Genomic DNA, 17836 nt, shown 5'->3' with positions numbered 1-17836 from the left:
CGGTCTCCCGTGCCGGTGGGGTCCGGGGCGTTTCAGGCGGGCAGCGCGTGCAGGAACTCCGCGACCAGGCGGTGCAGTTCGGCCGGCTGCTCCAGGTGCACGTCGTGCCCGGTGCCGGGCAGGCTCGCCGCGTGCACGTCCGGGCGCAGCGACAGCATCCGCTCCGTGTCGGCCGCCGGGACGATGCCGTGCTGGCCGAACACCAGCAGCGCCGGGCAGTGGGCCGCGCCCGCCCAGTCCTCCCAGCGCTCCCGGACGGCGTTCTCGGCCAGCGCGGCCACCATCACCTCCGGGTCGAACCGCGGCCACCAGCCGTCCGCGCGCCGCTCCAGGCCGTCCGCCCAGGCCTCGCCGAGCGGCCCGCCGCCGAAGAACCGGACCGCCGAGGCGCGCTCCGCGAACGGCAGCGGCCAGGCTGCCAGCATCCCGCCGATCTCGGCCGGCGCGTCGGGCGCGCACCCCGCCGCGGCCTCCACCAGCACCACGCCCGCGAACCGGCCCGGGTGCGCGGCCGCCGCCAGCAGCGCGGTGTGCCCGCCCAGCGACTGCCCCACCAGCAGCGGCCGCTCCAGCCCCAGCGCGTCCGCGACCGCCAGCACGTCCGCCACGTACGCGTCCCGCCCGAGGTCCGCCGGGCGGCGGGTGGAGCCGCCGTGGCCGCGCTGGTCCACGGCCACCACCCGGTGCGCCGGGGCGAGCGCCGCCGCCAGCGCGGCCCACTCGCCCGCGTGCCCGGCCAGGCCGTGCAGCAGCAGCACCGGCCGCGCGTCGGCCGCGCCCGCCCAGTCCCGGCAGTGCAGTTCGACTCCGGCCCCGGCCACCGTCCGGGCCGTCCACGGGCTGTGCGTGCTCATGCGCTCATCTCCCAACGCTGCGGGGCCGGTCGGCCACGGGGTGTGAGAGGACAATGCCACGCGGGGCGATGTCGATCAATGGCCTCCGGCGTGCGCAACCGGCACGGTCAGAGCCTGGGATGACGGACTATCAGCACCGCCTCGACCTTCTCCGCCACCGCCTCGTAGCTGTGCGGGACGTCCGCCGCCCAGCTGTGGTGGCCGCCCGGCCCGACGGTCGCGCCGCCCGCCTCGGCCGTGCCCGACAGCACCAGCAGGTGCTCCACGGTGCCCGGGGTGTGCGCCGCCGAACGCTGCACCGCGCCCGGGCGGATCCGGATCCGGTAGGTCTCGGTCACCGCCGCCGCGTCCTCGAAGCGCTCCAGCAGGACGGCGTCCAGCACCCGGCCCGAGACGGCGGCCGACCGGCCGAGCGCGGCGTCGCGGCCGGCCGCCTCCGGTTCGCGCAGGGCGGCGCTCAGCGGCAGGCCGAGGGTGGTGGTCAGGGCGTACAGCGTCTCCAGGGTCGGGTTGCGCGAGCCGGCCTCCAGCCCGGAGAGGGTGGCCTTGCCGACGCCCGAACGGCGGGCCAGCTCCGACAGCGACAGGCCGCTCGCCGTGCGCAGTTCGCGCAGGCGCAGGCCGATGCGCGCCGCGAGGTCGGCGCTGGGCGAAACCGGTTGATCCGCTGCTTGCATGAGGGCTATCGTTCCACAAACGGAACGTTCCATATATGGAACGCCTGATCGAACCGCGCCCCACGGGAGGCCCTGATGGAACCGACCGCACTGCCGGCCCGCAGCACCCAGGTCGCCGACGCGCTCGCCGCGGCCGGCCTCACCGGCGCCGTCCGGGTGCTCGACGACGCCGCCCGCACCGCCGCCGCGGCCGCCGAGGCCCTCGGCTGCGAGGTCGGCGCGATCGCCAACAGCCTGGTCTTCCACTCCGACGGCGAAGCGGTCCTCGTCCTCACCAGCGGCCGCCACCGTGTCGACACCGCCGCCCTCGCCGCCCGCTGGGGCCGCGGCCCGCTCCGCCGCGCCACCCCCGAGCAGGTCCGCGAGGCCACCGGCCAGGCCATCGGCGGCGTCGCCCCCACCGGCCACCCCCGCCCCCTGCCCACCGTCGTCGACCAGGCCCTCACCGAATACCCCCAGGTCTGGGCCGCCGCCGGCACCCCCCACACCGTCTTCCCCACCACCGCCGCCGAGCTCCTCCACCTCACCAACGGCACCCTCCTCCCGGTCGGCCCCTGACGGTTGCCGCCGGCGAAGGCAGGCAGGTCGGCACCGGGCTCTCCCGAGCGGCGGACGGGCGTTCGGTGGTCGCGCCCGGCGTCGAGCCCCGGGCTTCCGGCGGCGTTCAGGGTGCTTGCGCCGACTCGGGCCCGGCAGTTCGGCGCGGGGCGGCGTGTGGTGAGGGCAGTGGTCGTGCCTGGATCGGGCCCGGGCTGCCCCGCCGCGCCCAGCGGCCTGCAACAGGCCCACCGGTGGCGAGCGGGCGCGCGGCACGCGGCCGTCCCGCTGTCCCGGTCGGTGTGTTCCACGGCCGAGCCCCGCGTACCCGGTGGTGGTCGTGTCCGGCGCAGGCCCTCGGCCCGCTGCCGCGCCCGGCGGGCTGCGCCGACGGCGGCCCGGCCGCGCCCCCGCCGCCCCCGGCCTCCGCCGTTTCGGCCGAGCGGGTGAACTCCGCCCACGATGCCCGGCTCGCAGCGGGCAGGTGTGTGGCGGCCTGGCGCTCCCCGCTGTTCCGGCTCACCGGCCCCCGCGGCCGGTCCTCGGGTCCGCGCCCTCCCTTGCGGCCGCCACCGATCCGTCGCGGAGCCCCTCTCACTGGCGGCTCAGGTAGCTGAGGACCGCCAGGACCCGGCGGTGGCCGCTGTCCGTGGGGGAGAGGCCGAGCTTGGTGAAGATGTTGCCGATGTGCTTGTGGACGGCGTTGTCGGTGATCACCAGGCGGGTGGCGATGGTGGCGTTGTCCTTGCCCTCGGCCATCAGGGCGAGGACCTCGCGTTCGCGCGGGGTGAGGGCGGCGGTCGGGTCGTGGGGCGGGCGGGTGAGGAGTTGGGCGATCACCTCCGGGTCCATGACCGTGCCGCCGGCGGCCACCCGGCGCAGCGCGTCGACGAACTCGCTGACCCGGCCGACCCGGTCCTTGAGCAGGTAGCCGACGCCGCCGCGCCCGTCCGAGACCAGCTCGCCCGCGTACTGCCGCTCGACGTACTGGGAGAGCACCAGCACCGGCAGCCCGGGGTGCCGCCGGCGGGCCCTGATCGCGGCGCGGATGCCCTCGTCGCGGAAGTCCGGCGGCAGGCGGACGTCGACGACGGTGACGTCCGGCCGGTGCTCGGCGACGGCGGCGAGGAAGCCCGGCGCGTCCCCGGCGATGGCGGCGACCTCGAAACCCGTGGCGGTGAGCAGGAGTTCGAGCCCGCCGGCCAGCAGCACGTTGTCCTCGGCGATCACGACCCGCACGGCAGCCCCACCTCGATCACGGTCGGCCCGCCCGCCGGGCTGTGCACGCGCACCGTGCCGTCCAGCGCCAGCGCCCGGTGCCGGATCCCGGCCAGGCCGGTGCCGCGCGACTCGTCCGCCCCGCCCACCCCGTCGTCGCTGACCCGGATCGTCAACAGGTCTCCGTCCCGCCCGAGTCGGACTCCCGTCCGGGCCGCGCCGCTGTGCTTGGCCGCGTTGGTGAGGGCCTCGGCGACGGTGAAGTACGCCACCGCCTCGACCGCCGCCGGGACGTCCCCGAGCGGCTCGACCGACAGCTCGGTGCGGATCGCCGCGCCCGCCGCCAGGGCGGCCAGCGCACCCGCCAGGCCCCGGTCGGCGAGGATCGGCGGGTAGATCGACCGGATCACGGCCCGCAGCTCCGCCATCGCGTCCTCGGTGCCCTGCTGCGCGTCCGCGAGCAGCCGGGCGACCGACTCGGGCCGGTCGCCGAGGAGTTCACGGGCCACCCCGAGCCGCATCGCGATCGCCACCAGCCGGGCCTGCGTGCCGTCGTGCAAGTCCCGTTCGATGCGCCGCAGTTCGGCGCCGTGCGCGTTGATTGCACCGGTCCGCGTCTCGGTCAGCTTCGCCACCCGCCGGGCCAGCCGCTCGGCCGCCGACGGCGACAGCAGCGCCACGCACAGCCGGGCGTGCAGCCGCGCCAGCGCGGGCGCCAGCGCGTACGTCGACGCCGCCAGGGCCAGGCACTGCAGCACGCCGAGCGTCAACGCGCCTGCCCAGCCGGTCAGTCGGAAGCCGAGCGCGAAGCCGCCCGCGCGGGTGCCGGGCGGCAGCGCCCACCACAGCGGGACGGTGACGGCGGTGCTCAGCGCGTTGCCCGCGCACACCACGGCGAGCAGCCCGAACGCCGGTCCGCCGACGGCGTGCACCGCCGCCCACGCCGGCACCCGCCACCCGCCGACCCGCACCGGCCCGGACGGCGGCGCGCCCAGCAGCCGGTCCGCGCGCCGCCGGTGCCAGGACGCCCAGGCGCGCCCCGCCGCCGGCACCGCCAGCAGCACCGGCAGCGCGACCAGGGTGGCCGCGCCCGTGGCCAGCCCGCCCAGCAGATACCCCAGGCCGCGCCACAACCCCGACAGCCGGCCGTCCCCGTGATCGTTCATTCGGACAAGTCTGAGTGATCGTCACCGCGCGCCGCACTACAGCCAGCTGCCCTGTTTTCCCACCAGCACGGGGTACCGACCGCGCGCCCCGTCCGCGCCTAGCGTCAACCGCCATGAAGAACCCGCGAATTGCCTCCCGCCGCCGTCGCACCGTGCTGTCGGCCGCGCTCGCCGCCGGCGCGCTGACCGCCGGCCTGCTGGTCGCGAACGCCGCCGACCGGACCCCGCCCACCCTGCTCCAGCGCGACGCCGACGCCCTCGTCGCACTCGGCGTCACCGGGGTGCAGGCCCGCCTCACCGCCCCCGACCGCCCGGACGCGACCGCCGTCGCCGGGGTCGCCGACCTGACGACGAAGCAGCCGGTGCCCGTCGACGGCCACTTCCGGATCGCCAGCGTCACCAAGACTTTCGTCGCCACCGTCGTCCTGCAACTCGTCGCCGAGGGCAGGCTCGCGCTGGACGACACGGTGGAGAGCCGGCTGCCCGGCGTGGTGTCCGGCAACGGCAACGACGGCCGGGCGATCACGGTCCGCGACCTGCTCCAGCACCGCTCCGGCCTGCACGACGACTACCCCGACCACACCTCCGCCGAGGACTTCCAGCAGCACCGCAACGACAGCGTCACCGCCGCGCAGACCGTCGCCCGGGCCACGGCCCACCGGCCGGACTTCGCGCCCGGCGCCGCCTGGAGCTACAACAACACCGGCTACGTCCTGCTCGGCATGATCATCGAGCGGGCCACCGGGAACCCCTGGCACCAGGAGGTCCGCGACCGCATCCTGCGCCCGCTCGCCCTCGACCACACCTCCTGGCCGGGCACCGCCACCCCCACCCTGCCGCAGCCGCACGCCGCCACCTACCAGCGCTTCCAGGACGGCGGCCCGCTGGTGGACGTCACCGAACAGGTCGGCGCGGGCACCAACGGCGAGGCCGGCCTGGTCTCCACCACCGCCGACCTCGACCGCTTCCTCACCGCCCTGCTCGGCGGCCGCCTGCTCCCGCCCGCCCAACTCGCGCAGATGCGCGAGACCGTGCCCGTCGGCCCGGACTTCGAACAGCTGATGCCCGGCGCCCGCGACGGCCTCGGCCTGTTCTCCCGCCCCCTGACCTGCGGCGGCGTCTACTGGGGCCACGAGGGCGGCGACGCCGGCTGGATCACCGCCACCGGCACCACCGCCGACGGTCGCCGCACCGTCACCGCCTCCCTCTCCGGCGTCGTCCTCGCCTCCCCCGAAGACATCACCCGCATCGCCGAGGCCGAGAACAAACTGGTCGACGACGCCCTGTGCGCCCACGGGGCCCCGTGACACCGTCCCCACCCCGCAGGCTGCCGGCGGCGCGCACACCGCCCGCGACTACAGCCCGGCCCGGGCCAGCAGCCGATCCATCTCCTCCACCGGCAGGAACGGCGACGCGCCGGCCGCCTTCGCGACCTGCTCCGACGAGTCGGACAGCAGCCGCTCCATCTCCTCCACCGGCAGGAACGGCGACGCGCCGGCCGCCTTCGCGACCTGCTCCGACGAGTCGGACAGCAGCCGCACCAGCGCCGGGGCGGGCAGGTTGCGGTGCCCCGCGACGGCCTGCCGCACGCGCGCCTCGGGGTCGGCCGCCAACTGCTCGGCGAGCTCCCCGGGCAGGTCCGGATCGCGCGGCGCGAGCGAGCGCATCCGGGCCTCGGCATCGGTGGCGAAGCGGCGCAGGTACTCCGCGGGGAAGGTCAGCACCTGCGCCCTGTCCCACCAGAAGGTGAACTTGTCGCGACGCGGGCGGTAGCGGCGCTCGATGTGTTCGGCGGTCGCGGGATCCACCAGGTGCGGGGCGGCGTGCGCCATCGTGAGCCGCACCAACTCCTCCTCGTCGTCCAGCAGTCGGGCCACCGCCCCGGCGGGAAGGTCGGGCCCGGCGGCGGCCGCCGAGACGCGGAAGCAGACATGCGGCGAGTCGACGTGCGGCAGCGGATCGGCGGACACCCAGGGCAGGTACAGCATCCGCAGCTCCGTGGGGGCGAAGCAGTCCGCGACCCACTGGGTGAGCGTGCGGTCGTCCGCGTCGAGGTCCGGATCGGGCAGCGAACGCGACAACGCGTGGACGGCCGCATGGATCCGCGCCCGCAGCGCCTCCGGCGTGTCGGGCCGGGCGAAGACCTTCACCCGGACGCTCAACGCCGGATCCTCGGCGAGGGCGTCCCGCAGCGGCGGCGGCAGGTCGGGATGCCGGGCGAGCTCGGCGCGCACCTGCGGATCCGGGTCCGCCGCCAACCGCCGGAACGCCGCCGCGTCGAGCACCGCGTGCACCACCGCCCCCGCCCGGGTCTCCGGGTCCGCCAGCAGCGCGGGCACCAGGTCCGGGGGCGGCACCGGATGCGACAGCCGCGCGTAGTACGTCGAACAGGCCGCGGCGCGCACCTCCGCCGCACCGTCGGTCAACAGCGCCCGCCGGACGGCCTCCGGCGCCTGCGTCCAGTGCTTCGCCAGCGCGGCACGGATCGCCGGATCAGGGTCCGCGGCAAGGCGTTCCAGCAGGTCGGACGGGGTGTGCGCGTGCTCGGCCAGGGACTTGCGGACCGCCGGATCGGGATCGTCGACCAGCCGCTCCAGCACCGCCCGGGGCGCCGACCCGGCCTGGGCGACCAGCGCGTCCCGCACCGACGCGTCCCGGTGGGCGGCCAACCGCAGGCGAAACCGGTCCGGCAGCCGGGGGTTGAGCGCCAGCCCGTGCAGGAGCCACTCGTCGTCGGTCGCGACGATCTCGGCGATCACGTCCTCGGTGAGATCCGGACGCCGCGCCACCTCTCCCCACCCGCGCCGCCAGGCGAACAGCCGCCGCACCATCGGCCCCGGCAGCGCGGGGTTCACGACCAGCCCGGCAATCGCCCCGTCCCACCGGCCGCCGGCCCCTGCTCCAGTGTCCATGGACCCACCATGCCAGCCGCCCCCCAACCACCCCCGGCCGAGTCCAACTCCCGCCCGCCCAGCGGCCGCCCGGATCGGAGCAGGCCCTGACACAGCGGAGAATGCACGGGCAGAAGGCCTCCGGCTCGCCAACGCACGGAACTCCAGGTTCTGGAGTGCGAGAGATGGCGGAAACGTCCGTCCTGGCCGGGGGCTCGGAAGCGGTCACCAGGGAGCCTGGGCTCCCCAGGAGGAGCACGCAAGACGTCCACATGTCCGGACCCGTCTTCACCGGGACGCTTCGGGGTGTCCGGCGCGTCCGGCTCTCCGTCCTCACCGACGAGACGACCAGCCCCGAGCGTCAGCGCGTGGCGTGCGATCGCGTAGCCGGCGAACCGCGGATCCGGCCACATGTCCGCCCTCGCCGACTGGGCCCGCCGGCACCGCACGGTACTCGTCCTCGCCGAGGGCCTTGGCGGGGGCGGCGGGTCTTCGACTTCCGCAACCCCGTGGCGGAGCTGCAACTGTTCATGCTGGCGCACGCCGCCCAGTTCGAGGCACGGTCGAATCAGTGACCGCGTCAGCGGCGCGCAAGCCGCTACGCGCAGGATGCCGCTTCGTCGGCGCGGCTCCCGCCCGCCGTACGGCCACCTGCCCGCTCCGATGCCCGAGGAGTTCGGCGGGGTCGGCTTCACTCGGCGCTGGTCATCGCTCCGGCGCGGAAGTGACCGAGCGTGCTCCGCGGTGCTGAACGTTTGCCCGGTCATGGGAGACTGCTCCGTCGACTGGGGGAGAGTGTGGCCGTGGAGACTGCCAACCGCGTGCTGACAGCGGACGTGATCGCGGCACTGAGGTACTGGCCCGGTGTCATATGGGTAGGTCAGAAGCATCCTCCGGACCCGGTGGACATGACCGTCCTGCCGCCCTTCTTCAACGAGGTGCTGCAGGACCTTTCGTGGTGGAACCGCGACTGGAGAGTCGACCGCGTCCAGCCGGGACTTCCCGCGGAGACTGGGGATCACCTCTGCGATCCCGCCGTGAGGTTCACCGAGGTGTCGATCCCGGGAACGGTCGCCTCCGGCAACGGCGAAAGCCTGCCGTTCGTCGCGAAGGTCGGGTTCACGGGCGACCGGCTGATCCGCTTCCAGGCCAAGATCGGTGACGTTGTGATCGGCCCGGCCGTTGCCCCTGCCGGGCAGTCGGAGCCGCATCCGTTCGGACGGATGCTCACCGGGTTGATGGACCTGCGCGGGATTCCGGTCAAGGACATGGCCATGGCCGCCGGACTGGCGATGTCCACCATCCGCATGCTCCGCGACGGGCACAACCCGAATCTGCTACAGGCCCGCCTGATCGCCGGGATCCTGGACATGTCCGAAGCGGACGTCAGAGTCATCGCCGGACTCGACGACGGCCGTGCGCAGTAGCTGACAGGGGACGGCGTCACGATGCGGCGCTGGCCCTGCGTCAAGCGACGTTCGCCCTGGTAACCACTTCGCGTAGGCGCTGATCGGCAGCGTTCTTGTTTCGCCAGATGATGTAGCGGCGGATCATGCTGCCCTGCTCCTTGTGACTGGCGTGGTCGGTGCCGGCGAGAGCGAAGTAGCGCAGGGCGGTGATCGTCAGGTGCGGAGAGTAGTTGTCGCAGACGATCGAGATGCGCATGTCCGCGCCGCCACCGGCGTGCAGGAAGCCGTCGGGCGGACGGCGGCCACGGATCGTCCGCCTCGTGCCCTGCGCCGCCTGCGCCGGTGGACGGCCGACGCCGGCCCGTTCGGCGAGCGAGTACCCGTGCCGGGTCGGCGCAGCGCTGCTCGTCGGCGCGCCCGCCGGGCAGCGCGGTCGGCTTCCGAGGCTCTTCCCAGGTCGACGCCGCGAGAGATTCCCGTTCCTGACCGCCGCTCCGGTCTCGTCCCGCAGGCGTACACCGGCCGGGCGGATCATCCTTCGAGCTGACGAGCGGGGCGGCGGGTCTTGGCCAGGATGGGGGCCGGGAGACGGACGAGGGGGATGCGCGGTGCGACGACGGACGATGGTGCTGGGCGCCGTGCTGGTGGCCGGGCTGGCGTTGGGGGTGGTGGCGGTCGGCAGTGCCACCAGCACGCCCCATGACCGGTCGTCGGTCGTCGGCGCCTCGAAGACCACGGGGCTGCGCACCGACCTGGGGCCGATGGTGACGCGGTTCCACCGGTTCGGGGAGCTGGAGAGCGCGCAGTGGGTGGTGCACTGGCCCGGTTCGGAGCGGGAGTTGGTGCCGTCCCAGGAGCACCCGATGTTCGCGGTGCTGCACCTGAAGCCCGGCCAGGTCGACCGGCTGCTGGCGGGGCGCACCACCGAGGCCGCGAAAGCGCCGGGCTTCGCCGCCGACGACATGCCGGGGGGTTCGGGCCTGCCCGCCTCGCTCGCGCCGTACGTCCCGACGGGCGGCTCCTGGGTGGTCGCCCCGGAGCTCGCGGAGGTGCTGGTGAGCTCGCGCGGCGAGGCGACGGTGCGGTTCGACCGGACGAGCGACACCGTGGTGATCGACTGCGTCAACCCGTGGGACCCGGACGAGCCGACGCCCTCCGTGGGGCCCGACGGGACGGTCACCTCCGTCACCCCGTCGCCGTTCGTGCTGCCGTCCTGACGGGCCGTCCCCCGCACCGCATAGCATCGGGGTTGCCCGCCCGTCGCACCCCCGCACCGCCCGCAGGAGCCCCGCACCCATGCAGCTCGACCTCGCCGCACCCCCGTCGCCCGCCACCGCGCCCGCACTGGCCCGGGCCGCCGAGGAACGCGGAGCCGGCCGGTTCGTGCTGTCGGAGACCACGCACAACCCGTTCCTGCAACTGGCCCGCGCCGCCGACCGGACCGAGCGGATCGGCCTCGCCACCGGCGTCGCGATCGCCTTCGCCCGCACCCCGATGACGCTCGCCTACGAGGCGTGGGGCCTGCACGAGAGCTCCGGCGGGCGGGCCGCGATCGGCCTCGGCACGCAGATCAAACCGCACGTCGTCCGCCGCTTCGGCATGCCCTGGGACCGCCCCGCCGCCCGCATGCACGAGTACCTCGCCGCCGTGCGGGCGATCTGGCACAGCTGGCAGAGCGGCGAACGCCTCGCCTTCCGGGGCGAGTTCTACCGGCACACCCTGATGACCCCGGTGTTCGCGCCCGCCCCGCTGCCGTTCGAGCCGCCGCCGCTGCTGCTGGCCGGCGTCGGCCCGCTGATGACCGCCACCGCCGGCGCGGCCGCCGACGGCTTCCTCGCCCACCCCTTCGGCTCGCCCGAGCACCTGGCCGCCGCCGTCCTGCCGGCCGTCCGCGCCGCCCGCGCCAAGTCCGAGGCGGAGCACGCCCCTTGGACGACCCGCCCGTTCGAGGTGGTCGCCAACGTGCTGGTCGCCACCGGCCGCGACGAGGACGAGTACCGCACCAACCTGCGCCTGGTCCGCGAACGCCTCGCCTTCTACGCCTCCACCCCCGCCTACCGCCCCGTCCTGGAGACCCACGGCTGGGGCGCCCTGCACGACGAACTCCACCCCCTCTCGGTGCGCGGCCGCTGGCAGGAGATGGGCGACCTGATCGACGACACCGTCCTGAACACCTTCGCCCTGACCGGCGAGGCCGCCACCGTCGCCCGCGAACTCCACCGCCGCTACGGCGAGTTGGCCGACCGCCTGTGCCTCAGCGGCCCCGACGGCGCGGACGCCGCCCCGCTGCTGGACGTCCTGGACGCGGCGGGCTGACCGGCCGCACGGCCCCCGGAAAAACCGTTGCCCGGCACCGGGACACGGTCCGACACTGGGCGCGTGCTCGGATTCGTCAGGACCGACAACGAAGCCCTGGTCGCGTGCCTGGGCGACCCGCAGCGCGCCGTGGCGGCCCACCGCGAGCTGCTGCGCCGTGCCGACGACGCGCTCGGCGCCATCCGCGCCGGCCTGTCCCACCAGGACGCGGCCGTCCGCGAGGGCTGCTGCCGCCTCCTCGACCACCTCGTCGACACCGACTCCATGGACCGGCTGATCGCCATGGCCGACGACCCGGACGCCCGCGTCCGCATCGCCGCCTTCCACGCCCTCGCCTGCGACCGCTGCAAGGGCGACACCTGCGCCCCGGGCGCCGACCGCGTCCTCGCCCCCGCCCTGCGCCACCTGGCCGCCGACCCCGACCCCCGGGCCAGGGCCTACGCCGCCGAACTCGTCGGCAAGTTCGCCCACACCGACCCCCGCGCCCTCACCGCCCTGCAAACGGCCCACACCGACGACCCCAGCCCCGCCGTCCGCAAGAAGACCGGCTGGTACATCCCCGGCGGCCCCATCCACGAACGCACCGCCCCACGCCCCCCGCGCTGATCCGACAGGACCGGCCGGACAGGCCCTAGCCTGGCGGAATGAGCGAGCAGCAGCACAGCGGCCGGGGCCGGCGGCCGCGCTACCGGGCCCTGTCGCCGTTGCGGGAACACCTGCGGGAGTCGTTCTGGTTCGCGCCGCTGCTGGCGTGCACCGGCGCCGTCCTGCTGTCCGGGCTCACCGACCTGCTCGACCGGGAGATCTTCGCCCAGGCCACCGTCGAACAGACCACCGACACCCTGCTGTCGTTCGCGTCGGCGGCCAAGAGCGTGGTGTCCACCGTCAGCTCCGCGATGCTCACCTTCATCGGCGTGGTGTTCTCCATCTCCCTGGTCTCGCTCCAGATGGCCGCCGGCCAGATGAGCCCCCGGGTGCTGCGCCTGTACGTGCGCAGCCGCCTGACCAAGGCCACGTTCTCCACCTGCCTGGCGACGTTCGTCTTCACGCTGCTCGTCCAGCTCGGCTACGACGACACCACCGACCCGGCGCGCGCCGTCTCCGTCCCGATCGTCTCGACGGTGGTGGCGCTCGCCCTGGTGCTGCTCAGCCTGGCGCTGTTCGTGCTGTACGTGCAGGCGACGCTGCGACTGCTGCGGGTGCCGCACGTGATCGACCGGGTCACCCGGGAGTCGATGCAGGTGCTGCTCGCCTACCGGTGGCTGGCCCCCGCGCCGAAGAGCGCCGACGACCCCGCCGAGCCCGTCGCCTCCGGCCCCACCCTGCTGCACGAGGGCCGGGCCGGCGTGCTGCGCGACGTCAACATCCGCCGCCTGGTACGGGTGGCCCGGCGGCACGGCGCGGTGCTGCACCTGGTGCCCCGGATCGGCGACTTCATCGCACCCGGCACCCCGACCGTCGTCGTCGCCGGCGGCACCCCGCCCCGGCCCGGCTGGATCACCACCGCGCTGAACGTCGGCGTCGACCGCACCATGCACCAGGACCTCAGCTTCGGCTTCCGCCAACTCGCCGACATCGCCGTGCGCGCCCTGTCGCCCGCCGTCAACGACCCCACCACCGCCGTCCAGGCCCTCGACCGGATCCACCAGCTGCTCGCCGTCCTCGCCCCGCACCAGCTGGGCGAACTGCGCCACCGCGACCAGGACGGCGCGGTGCGGCTGGTGCAGCCGGTGCCCGGGTGGGAGGCGACGGTGGACCTGGCGTTCACCGAGATCCGGATCTGCGGCGCCGGCCAGCCCCAGGTCACCCGCCGCCTCGCCGCCGCCCTGGACGACCTGCTGCGGATCGCCCCGGAACCGCGACGGCCGCCCCTGCTGCTCCAGCGCGACCTGCTGGAGCACGCCGTCGCCGAGGCCGTCCCGGACGAACGCAACCGGGCCTTCGCGCTGCGCCCCGACCGCCAGGGCATCGGCTGAGCCCGGAGGACGGCCCGCCGGGAGGCGGCCCGGAAACGGCGAATCCGCCCCGGAGGAGCTCCGAGGCGGATTCGAGGCGGATTCGAGAAGTGCGGCTCAGCTGGTGGCGCTGCGCTTGTTCAGCGAGGCCAGGTACTGGTTGTACGCGGCCAGCTCGGCGTCGCCGTCGCGGTCGGCGGCGCGGTCGCGGCGGCGGGCCTGGCGCTCCTCGGACTTGGCCCACTGGAGGGTGAGGGCGATCAGCACGATCGCGGTCGGGATCTCGCCGAACGCCCAGGTGATGCCGCCGGCCAGCTGCTGGTCGGCGTGCAGGTTGGTGCCGGGCGGGGCCATCTCGGAGGTGAAGCTGGTGACCAGCTGCCCGGAGGCCATCATCACGGCCACGCCGAAGAACGCGTGGAACGGCATGCCCATGAACAGTTCCAGCATCCGCATCACGAAGCCGGGGCGGTGCGGGCCGGGGTCGACGCCCATGATCGGCCAGAAGAACAGCAGGCCGACGGCGAGGAAGTGCAGCATCATCCCCAGGTGTCCGAGCTGGTACTGCATCAGCCAGTCGAACAGCGGGGTGAAGTACAGGCCGTACAGGCTGCCGATGAACACCGGCAGGGTGTACGCGGGGTGCGAGACGATCCGGACCAGTCGGCTGTGCAGCAGTGCGACCAGCAGCTCGCGCGGGCCCCGGCCGCTGCCCTTGCGGGCCGGCCGCAGCGAACGCAGGGTGAGCGTGATCGGCGCGCCGAGCAGCAGCAGGATCGGCGACAGCATGGACAGCACCATGTGCTGCATCATGTGGGCGCTGAACAGCACCATGCCGTAGTCGTTGAGCCTGGTGTTGGTGACCAGGAACACCGTGCCGACGCCGAGCGTCCAGGCGACCGCCCGGCCGACGGGCCACTTGTCGCCGCGCCGCCACAGCCGGACGGCCCCGAACAGGTACAGGCCGAACAGCAGCGCGCAGAAGGCCAGGTAGGGCCAGTCCGGCGACCAGCCGATCGCGTTCGAGAAGGTGAAGTTCGGCAGTGGGCTCCCGCCGTGGTGGTGCATCCCGGACATGCCGTCCATGCCGTCGCCCATCGGGCGGCCCCGCTTTCGTCCATGCCGTGCGGCGCCGCGCAGGTCCGCGGTGCCGGTGTGGTCCCTTCCGGCGCCCGCCGGGCCCGGTGGGGCCGGGTCCGGTTTGCTCCGGTTTCGTTTCGTTCGGACCCAAGCCTAGGCGGCGCTTACGAATCGTTCGCCAGCGCCCCCGGGACGAGGGCCGCCGGGCCCGTCACTGCTCGGCGGGGACGAGGGTGTTCTCGTTGGTGCGCCCTGCCGCCCAGTCGGCCACGTTGCGGGCGGTGGCGTCGATGATCTGGCCGACGGCGGTGCGGGTGAAGTACGCCTGGTGGGAGGTGACCAGCACCTGCGGGAAGGAGATCAGCCGGGCCAGCACGTCGTCCGCGATGCCCTGCACCGAGCGGTCGGTGAAGAACACGTCGGCCTCCTCCTCGTACACGTCCAGCCCGACGCCGGCCAGCCGGCCCGCGCGCAGCGTCTCCACCAGCGCGGCGGCGTCGACCAGGCCGCCGCGCGAGGAGTTGACCAGGATCGCGTCCTGCTTCATCAGCGCCAGCGCGTCCCGGTCGATCAGGTGGTGGGTGGCCTCCAGCAGCGGGACGTGCAGCGAGACGATGTCGCTGCGGGTCAGCAGCTCGTCCTTCTCGACGTACGTCATGCCGAGCGCCTCGCAGTGCGGGTTGGGGGAGACGTCCCAGCCGAGCAGGGTGGTGCCGAAGCCGGCGGCGATCCGGGTGAAGCACTCGCCGATCTTGCCGGTGCCGATCACGCCGACCGTCATGCCGTGGATGTCGCGGCCCATCAGCCCGTCGAGGCGGAAGTCGAACTCGCGGGCCCGGTTGACCGAGCGGATCAGGCGGCGGTTGACGGCCAGCGCCAGCGTCCAGGCGTGCTCGGCGACCGAGTAGGGGGAGTAGTAGGAGACCCGGGCCACGGTGAGGCCGAGTTCGGCCGCGGCCTTGAGGTCGATGTTGTTGAAGCCGGTGGAGCGCTGGACGATCAGCTCGGTGCCGGCGCCGGCGAGCAGCGCCAGCACCTCGGCGTCCAGGGCGTCGTTGACGCTGCTGCACACCACCGGGAAGCCCGCCGCCAGCGGGGCGGTGTCGATGGTGAGGAAGACGTCCAGCAGGCGGGGCCGGTACGCGGCCAGGGCGGCGTCGAGCAGCGGCCGTTCGTCGGACTGGACGCCGTAGGCGAGGATCTTCATGCCGCGAAGGCTAGGGCCTGTCCGGTCGATTTTGTCGGATCAGCGCGCGTCGTCGGGCGCCCGGCTGGGCGTGCCGGCCAAACGTCCTCGTACTGGGTGTACTTGGATGTTTGGCCGGTGCGTCCAGGCGGGATGATCCGGCGGCGTGCGCCCGGCAAGATCGGCCGGACAGGCCCTGGTACCCGGGGCGCGTCATGGTGAACCACGACGCGCCCCGGGCACGGGAGTTGACGGGCCGTCAGATGACGGTCTCGGCCTCCAGGTAGCGCTCGGACGGCACCGTCTTGAGCTCGGCGACGGCCTCGCCCAGCGGCACCAGCCGGATGTCGGTGCCCTGCAGCGCCGTGATGTGGCCGAACGCCCCCTTGTGGGCGGCCTCGACGGCGTGCCAGCCGAACCGGGTGGCCAGCACGCGGTCGTAGGCGGTCGGGGTGCCGCCGCGCTGGGTGTGGCCGAGGATGACCGGGCGGGCCTCCTTGCCGAGGCGGTGCTCCAGCTCGCGGGAGAGCTGGGTGGCGATGCCGGTGAACCGCTCGTGGCCGTACATGTCCTTGGTGCCCTCCTCCCAGGCCATGGTGCCGGGCTCGGGCTTGGCGCCCTCGGCGCACACCACGATCGCGAACTTCTTCTGCCGGTCGAAGCGCTCGCGCACCACGTCCGTCAACTTGTCGATGTGGAAAGGCCGTTCCGGCACCACGATGGCGTGCGCGCCGGCCGCCATGCCGGCGTTCAGGGCGATCCAGCCGGTGTGCCGGCCCATCACCTCGACCACCATCACGCGCTGGTGCGACTCCGCGGTGGTCTTCAGCCGGTCCAGCGCGTCGGTGGCCACCGACACGGCGGTGTCGAAGCCGAAGGTGACGTCGGTGCAGGCGATGTCGTTGTCGATGGTCTTCGGCACGCCGACCACCGGCAGGCCCGCGTCGCTCATCAGCTTCGCGGCCTTCAGGGTGCCCTCGCCGCCGATCGGGATCACCGCGTCGATGCCCAGGTCCGCGCAGTACCGCTTGGCGCGCTCCACACCGTCGCGCAGGTGGCTCGGCTGGACCCGGGAGGAACCCAGGATCGTGCCGCCCTGGGCGAGGATGCCGCTCACCGAGTCGAGCGTCAGCGGGCGGTGCACGCCCTCCAGAAGACCGCGCCAGCCGTCCTCGAACCCGATGATCTCGTCGCCGTGGTCGACCACCCCCCGGTGGACCACGGAACGGATGACGGCGTTCAGGCCGGGGCAGTCACCGCCACTGGTCAGGACACCAATACGCATTGCTTTGCCAACTCCCGAGCAGGATTCGGACGGCCGGACTGGTGGGTGAGAATCGGGCGAAATGCCCGAAACGGAGCTGCTGCACAGCATACGGTTCCTGCGTCCGGCCGGGCCGAAACCGACGCGGGGGCGGCTTCCTCGACGCACCACACGTAACTGAGACCCGACCGCCGAGGAGGGTGTTGCGCCCGGGCTCTCCTATTCTCCTATGAAGTTGTCCGACCGCGGACGGCCGACCACATGCCGGTCAGCCGTCCACGGAGCCTACGGCCGGCGCTACGCCGGGCGGGCCGCCGCGGCGATCCGCTCGGTGCGCAGCGCGTCGTACCAGGTGGTGTCGGCCGGCGGCAGCGCGTTGACGTCCAGCGCCAGCTTGATCAGCAGGTCGGCGACGGCGGGGTTGCGGGCCATCACCGGACCGTGCAGGTAGGTGCCGAACACCGTGTCGCGCCAGGCGCCCTCGGTGCCGTCGCCGGTGCCGTTGCCCCGGCCGACCTGCACCGTGGCGAACGGCTTGGCGCCCTCGCCGAGGTGCGTGACGCCCTGGTGGTTCTCGAAACCGGTCAGCTGCGGCAGGTTCAGCTGCGGGTCGACCTCCGCCAGCACGTCGCCGACGCAGCGCGCGCCCTCGCCGCGGGTGGTCCACACGTCCAGCAGGCCCAGGCCCGGCTCGCGCTCGCCCAGGTCGTTGACGAACTCGTGGCCGAGGATCTGGAAACCCGCACACACCGAGAAGATGATCGCACCGTTCTCGGCCGCCCGGACCAGCCCGCCGTCGTTGCGCAACCGCTCCGCCGCCAACCGCTGCGGACGGTCCTCACCGCCGCCGATCAGGTAGATGTCACCACTGGTCGGCACCGACTGGTCGGAGCGCACGTCGATCCGCTGCACCCCGAGACCGCGCTGCTGCGCCCGCCGCTCCACCACCAGGGCGTTGCCGCGGTCGCCGTACGTGGACAGCAGGTCCGGGTACACCCAGACCACCCGCAGGCTGCTCTCGCTCATCCTCGAAGACCTCCCGTACCGCTGCTGCGGCTCCTCGAAACCCCGCCGCCGCTCGCCGAACTGCTGCTCGCCGTAAGGCTGTTGAGGCTCGGCGAAGGACTGCTCGGGGTACGGCTGCTCGGGGTACTGCGACTGGTCGGGGTAGTGCTGCTGCTCACCGTAGTGCTGCTGCTGCTCGCCGTACGACTGCGCGTACTGCTGGTGCTGCTGCGAGCCGTCGTCGAACTGCTGTCCGCCGTACGGCTGCTGCCCGTACT

Annotated in this window: 17 protein-coding genes; 7 read left to right on the top strand and 10 right to left on the bottom strand. The window is 74.0% G+C overall.

What is annotated here, in order from left to right; translation table 11 throughout:
* Nucleotides 1-32: 32 nt before the first annotated feature.
* Nucleotides 33-854 (bottom strand): alpha/beta fold hydrolase, encoded by an 822-nt coding sequence (locus ACWEMJ_RS06285; RefSeq protein WP_452135796.1) that lies wholly within the window; start codon nucleotides 852-854, stop codon nucleotides 33-35.
* Between the two features lie 107 nt (nucleotides 855-961).
* Entirely contained in the window at nucleotides 962-1531 is a 570-nt protein-coding gene (locus ACWEMJ_RS06280; RefSeq protein WP_452135795.1) for a helix-turn-helix domain-containing protein, read from the bottom strand.
* 75 nt (nucleotides 1532-1606) lie between these two features.
* On the opposite strand from ACWEMJ_RS06280, the gene ACWEMJ_RS06275 reads away from it, so the two are divergent.
* Nucleotides 1607-2089 carry a YbaK/EbsC family protein gene (locus ACWEMJ_RS06275; RefSeq protein ID WP_452135794.1) on the top strand — a complete coding sequence of 161 codons (483 nt, stop codon included), beginning with the start codon at nucleotides 1607-1609 and terminating at the stop codon, nucleotides 2087-2089.
* A gap of 573 nt (nucleotides 2090-2662) precedes the next feature.
* On the opposite strand, the gene ACWEMJ_RS06270 is transcribed toward ACWEMJ_RS06275, so the two are convergent.
* Both ACWEMJ_RS06270 and ACWEMJ_RS06265 read right to left on the bottom strand, forming a co-directional pair.
* Nucleotides 2663-3307, bottom strand: a complete 645-nt coding sequence (locus ACWEMJ_RS06270) for a response regulator transcription factor (RefSeq protein WP_452135793.1) — start codon at nucleotides 3305-3307, stop codon at nucleotides 2663-2665.
* A complete protein-coding gene (locus ACWEMJ_RS06265) occupies nucleotides 3295-4452 on the bottom strand; it encodes a histidine kinase (protein ID WP_452135792.1) in 1158 nt (385 codons plus the stop codon). The genes ACWEMJ_RS06270 and ACWEMJ_RS06265 overlap by 13 nt, the downstream gene beginning before the upstream one ends.
* Nucleotides 4453-4565: 113 nt before the next feature.
* Here ACWEMJ_RS06265 and ACWEMJ_RS06260 point away from each other — a divergent pair, with 113 nt between their 5' ends.
* Nucleotides 4566-5759: a serine hydrolase domain-containing protein gene (locus ACWEMJ_RS06260; protein ID WP_452135791.1), complete on the top strand. Its 1194-nt coding sequence runs from the start codon at nucleotides 4566-4568 to the stop codon at nucleotides 5757-5759.
* Between the two features lie 48 nt (nucleotides 5760-5807).
* On the opposite strand, the gene ACWEMJ_RS06255 is transcribed toward ACWEMJ_RS06260, so the two are convergent.
* On the bottom strand, nucleotides 5808-7364 hold the full coding sequence (locus ACWEMJ_RS06255) for a hypothetical protein (protein ID WP_452135790.1): 1557 nt from the start codon (nucleotides 7362-7364) through the stop codon (nucleotides 5808-5810).
* Between the two features lie 782 nt (nucleotides 7365-8146).
* On the opposite strand from ACWEMJ_RS06255, the gene ACWEMJ_RS06250 reads away from it, so the two are divergent.
* Nucleotides 8147-8770 (top strand): XRE family transcriptional regulator, encoded by a 624-nt coding sequence (locus ACWEMJ_RS06250; RefSeq protein WP_452135789.1) that lies wholly within the window; start codon nucleotides 8147-8149, stop codon nucleotides 8768-8770.
* Nucleotides 8771-8810: 40 nt separating this feature from the next.
* Here ACWEMJ_RS06250 and ACWEMJ_RS06245 read toward each other — a convergent pair whose 3' ends face one another.
* Nucleotides 8811-9287, bottom strand: a complete 477-nt coding sequence (locus ACWEMJ_RS06245; RefSeq protein WP_452135788.1) for a hypothetical protein — start codon at nucleotides 9285-9287, stop codon at nucleotides 8811-8813.
* A 73-nt stretch (nucleotides 9288-9360) separates the two neighbouring features.
* On the opposite strand from ACWEMJ_RS06245, the gene ACWEMJ_RS06240 reads away from it, so the two are divergent.
* The 4 genes from ACWEMJ_RS06240 (at nucleotide 9361) to ACWEMJ_RS06225 (ending at nucleotide 13044) form a co-directional block, all read left to right on the top strand.
* Complete coding sequence (locus ACWEMJ_RS06240) at nucleotides 9361-9969, top strand: hypothetical protein (protein WP_452135787.1); 609 nt, start codon at nucleotides 9361-9363, stop codon at nucleotides 9967-9969.
* A gap of 79 nt (nucleotides 9970-10048) precedes the next feature.
* Complete coding sequence (locus tag ACWEMJ_RS06235) at nucleotides 10049-11068, top strand: TIGR03617 family F420-dependent LLM class oxidoreductase (protein WP_452135786.1); 1020 nt, start codon at nucleotides 10049-10051, stop codon at nucleotides 11066-11068.
* Between the two features lie 63 nt (nucleotides 11069-11131).
* Complete coding sequence (locus ACWEMJ_RS06230; RefSeq protein WP_452135785.1) at nucleotides 11132-11674, top strand: HEAT repeat domain-containing protein; 543 nt, start codon at nucleotides 11132-11134, stop codon at nucleotides 11672-11674.
* Nucleotides 11675-11712: 38 nt separating this feature from the next.
* The gene (locus ACWEMJ_RS06225; RefSeq protein ID WP_452135784.1) at nucleotides 11713-13044 is read left to right on the top strand and encodes a DUF2254 domain-containing protein; all 1332 of its coding nucleotides are present in this window, start codon (nucleotides 11713-11715) and stop codon (nucleotides 13042-13044) included.
* A 96-nt stretch (nucleotides 13045-13140) separates the two neighbouring features.
* On the opposite strand, the gene ACWEMJ_RS06220 is transcribed toward ACWEMJ_RS06225, so the two are convergent.
* From ACWEMJ_RS06220 to ACWEMJ_RS06205, 4 genes are all read right to left on the bottom strand, one after another.
* A complete protein-coding gene (locus ACWEMJ_RS06220) occupies nucleotides 13141-14091 on the bottom strand; it encodes a cytochrome c oxidase assembly protein (RefSeq protein WP_452135829.1) in 951 nt (316 codons plus the stop codon).
* A 223-nt stretch (nucleotides 14092-14314) separates the two neighbouring features.
* Entirely contained in the window at nucleotides 14315-15310 is a 996-nt protein-coding gene (locus ACWEMJ_RS06215; protein ID WP_452135783.1) for a 2-hydroxyacid dehydrogenase, read from the bottom strand.
* A 238-nt stretch (nucleotides 15311-15548) separates the two neighbouring features.
* Nucleotides 15549-16574: a 6-phosphofructokinase gene (locus ACWEMJ_RS06210; protein WP_452135782.1), complete on the bottom strand. Its 1026-nt coding sequence runs from the start codon at nucleotides 16572-16574 to the stop codon at nucleotides 15549-15551.
* A 276-nt stretch (nucleotides 16575-16850) separates the two neighbouring features.
* Nucleotides 16851-17579, bottom strand: coding sequence for a type 1 glutamine amidotransferase (locus tag ACWEMJ_RS06205; protein ID WP_452135828.1), 729 nt, complete (start codon nucleotides 17577-17579; stop codon nucleotides 16851-16853).
* Nucleotides 17580-17836 lie beyond the last annotated feature (257 nt).

It is taken from the genome of Kitasatospora sp. NPDC004531, assembly GCF_053602195.1.
This window is presented reverse-complemented; position numbering and strand designations above follow the sequence as displayed.

What these genes read in the sequence shown, in the direction of transcription:
- ACWEMJ_RS06285 (WP_452135796.1), bottom strand. Translation starts at nt 854, where the DNA reads ATGAGCACGCACAGCCCGTGGACGGCCCGGACGGTGGCCGGGGCCGGA.
- ACWEMJ_RS06280 (WP_452135795.1), bottom strand. Translation starts at nt 1,531, where the DNA reads ATGCAAGCAGCGGATCAACCGGTTTCGCCCAGCGCCGACCTCGCGGCG.
- ACWEMJ_RS06275 (WP_452135794.1), top strand. Translation starts at nt 1,607, where the DNA reads ATGGAACCGACCGCACTGCCGGCCCGCAGCACCCAGGTCGCCGACGCG.
- ACWEMJ_RS06265 (WP_452135792.1), bottom strand. Translation starts at nt 4,452, where the DNA reads ATGAACGATCACGGGGACGGCCGGCTGTCGGGGTTGTGGCGCGGCCTG.
- ACWEMJ_RS06260 (WP_452135791.1), top strand. Translation starts at nt 4,566, where the DNA reads ATGAAGAACCCGCGAATTGCCTCCCGCCGCCGTCGCACCGTGCTGTCG.
- ACWEMJ_RS06255 (WP_452135790.1), bottom strand. Translation starts at nt 7,364, where the DNA reads ATGGACACTGGAGCAGGGGCCGGCGGCCGGTGGGACGGGGCGATTGCC.
- ACWEMJ_RS06245 (WP_452135788.1), bottom strand. Translation starts at nt 9,287, where the DNA reads ATGATCCGCCCGGCCGGTGTACGCCTGCGGGACGAGACCGGAGCGGCG.
- ACWEMJ_RS06235 (WP_452135786.1), top strand. Translation starts at nt 10,049, where the DNA reads ATGCAGCTCGACCTCGCCGCACCCCCGTCGCCCGCCACCGCGCCCGCA.
- ACWEMJ_RS06225 (WP_452135784.1), top strand. Translation starts at nt 11,713, where the DNA reads ATGAGCGAGCAGCAGCACAGCGGCCGGGGCCGGCGGCCGCGCTACCGG.
- ACWEMJ_RS06220 (WP_452135829.1), bottom strand. Translation starts at nt 14,091, where the DNA reads ATGCACCACCACGGCGGGAGCCCACTGCCGAACTTCACCTTCTCGAAC.
- ACWEMJ_RS06215 (WP_452135783.1), bottom strand. Translation starts at nt 15,310, where the DNA reads ATGAAGATCCTCGCCTACGGCGTCCAGTCCGACGAACGGCCGCTGCTC.
- ACWEMJ_RS06210 (WP_452135782.1), bottom strand. Translation starts at nt 16,574, where the DNA reads ATGCGTATTGGTGTCCTGACCAGTGGCGGTGACTGCCCCGGCCTGAAC.
- ACWEMJ_RS06205 (WP_452135828.1), bottom strand. Translation starts at nt 17,579, where the DNA reads ATGAGCGAGAGCAGCCTGCGGGTGGTCTGGGTGTACCCGGACCTGCTG.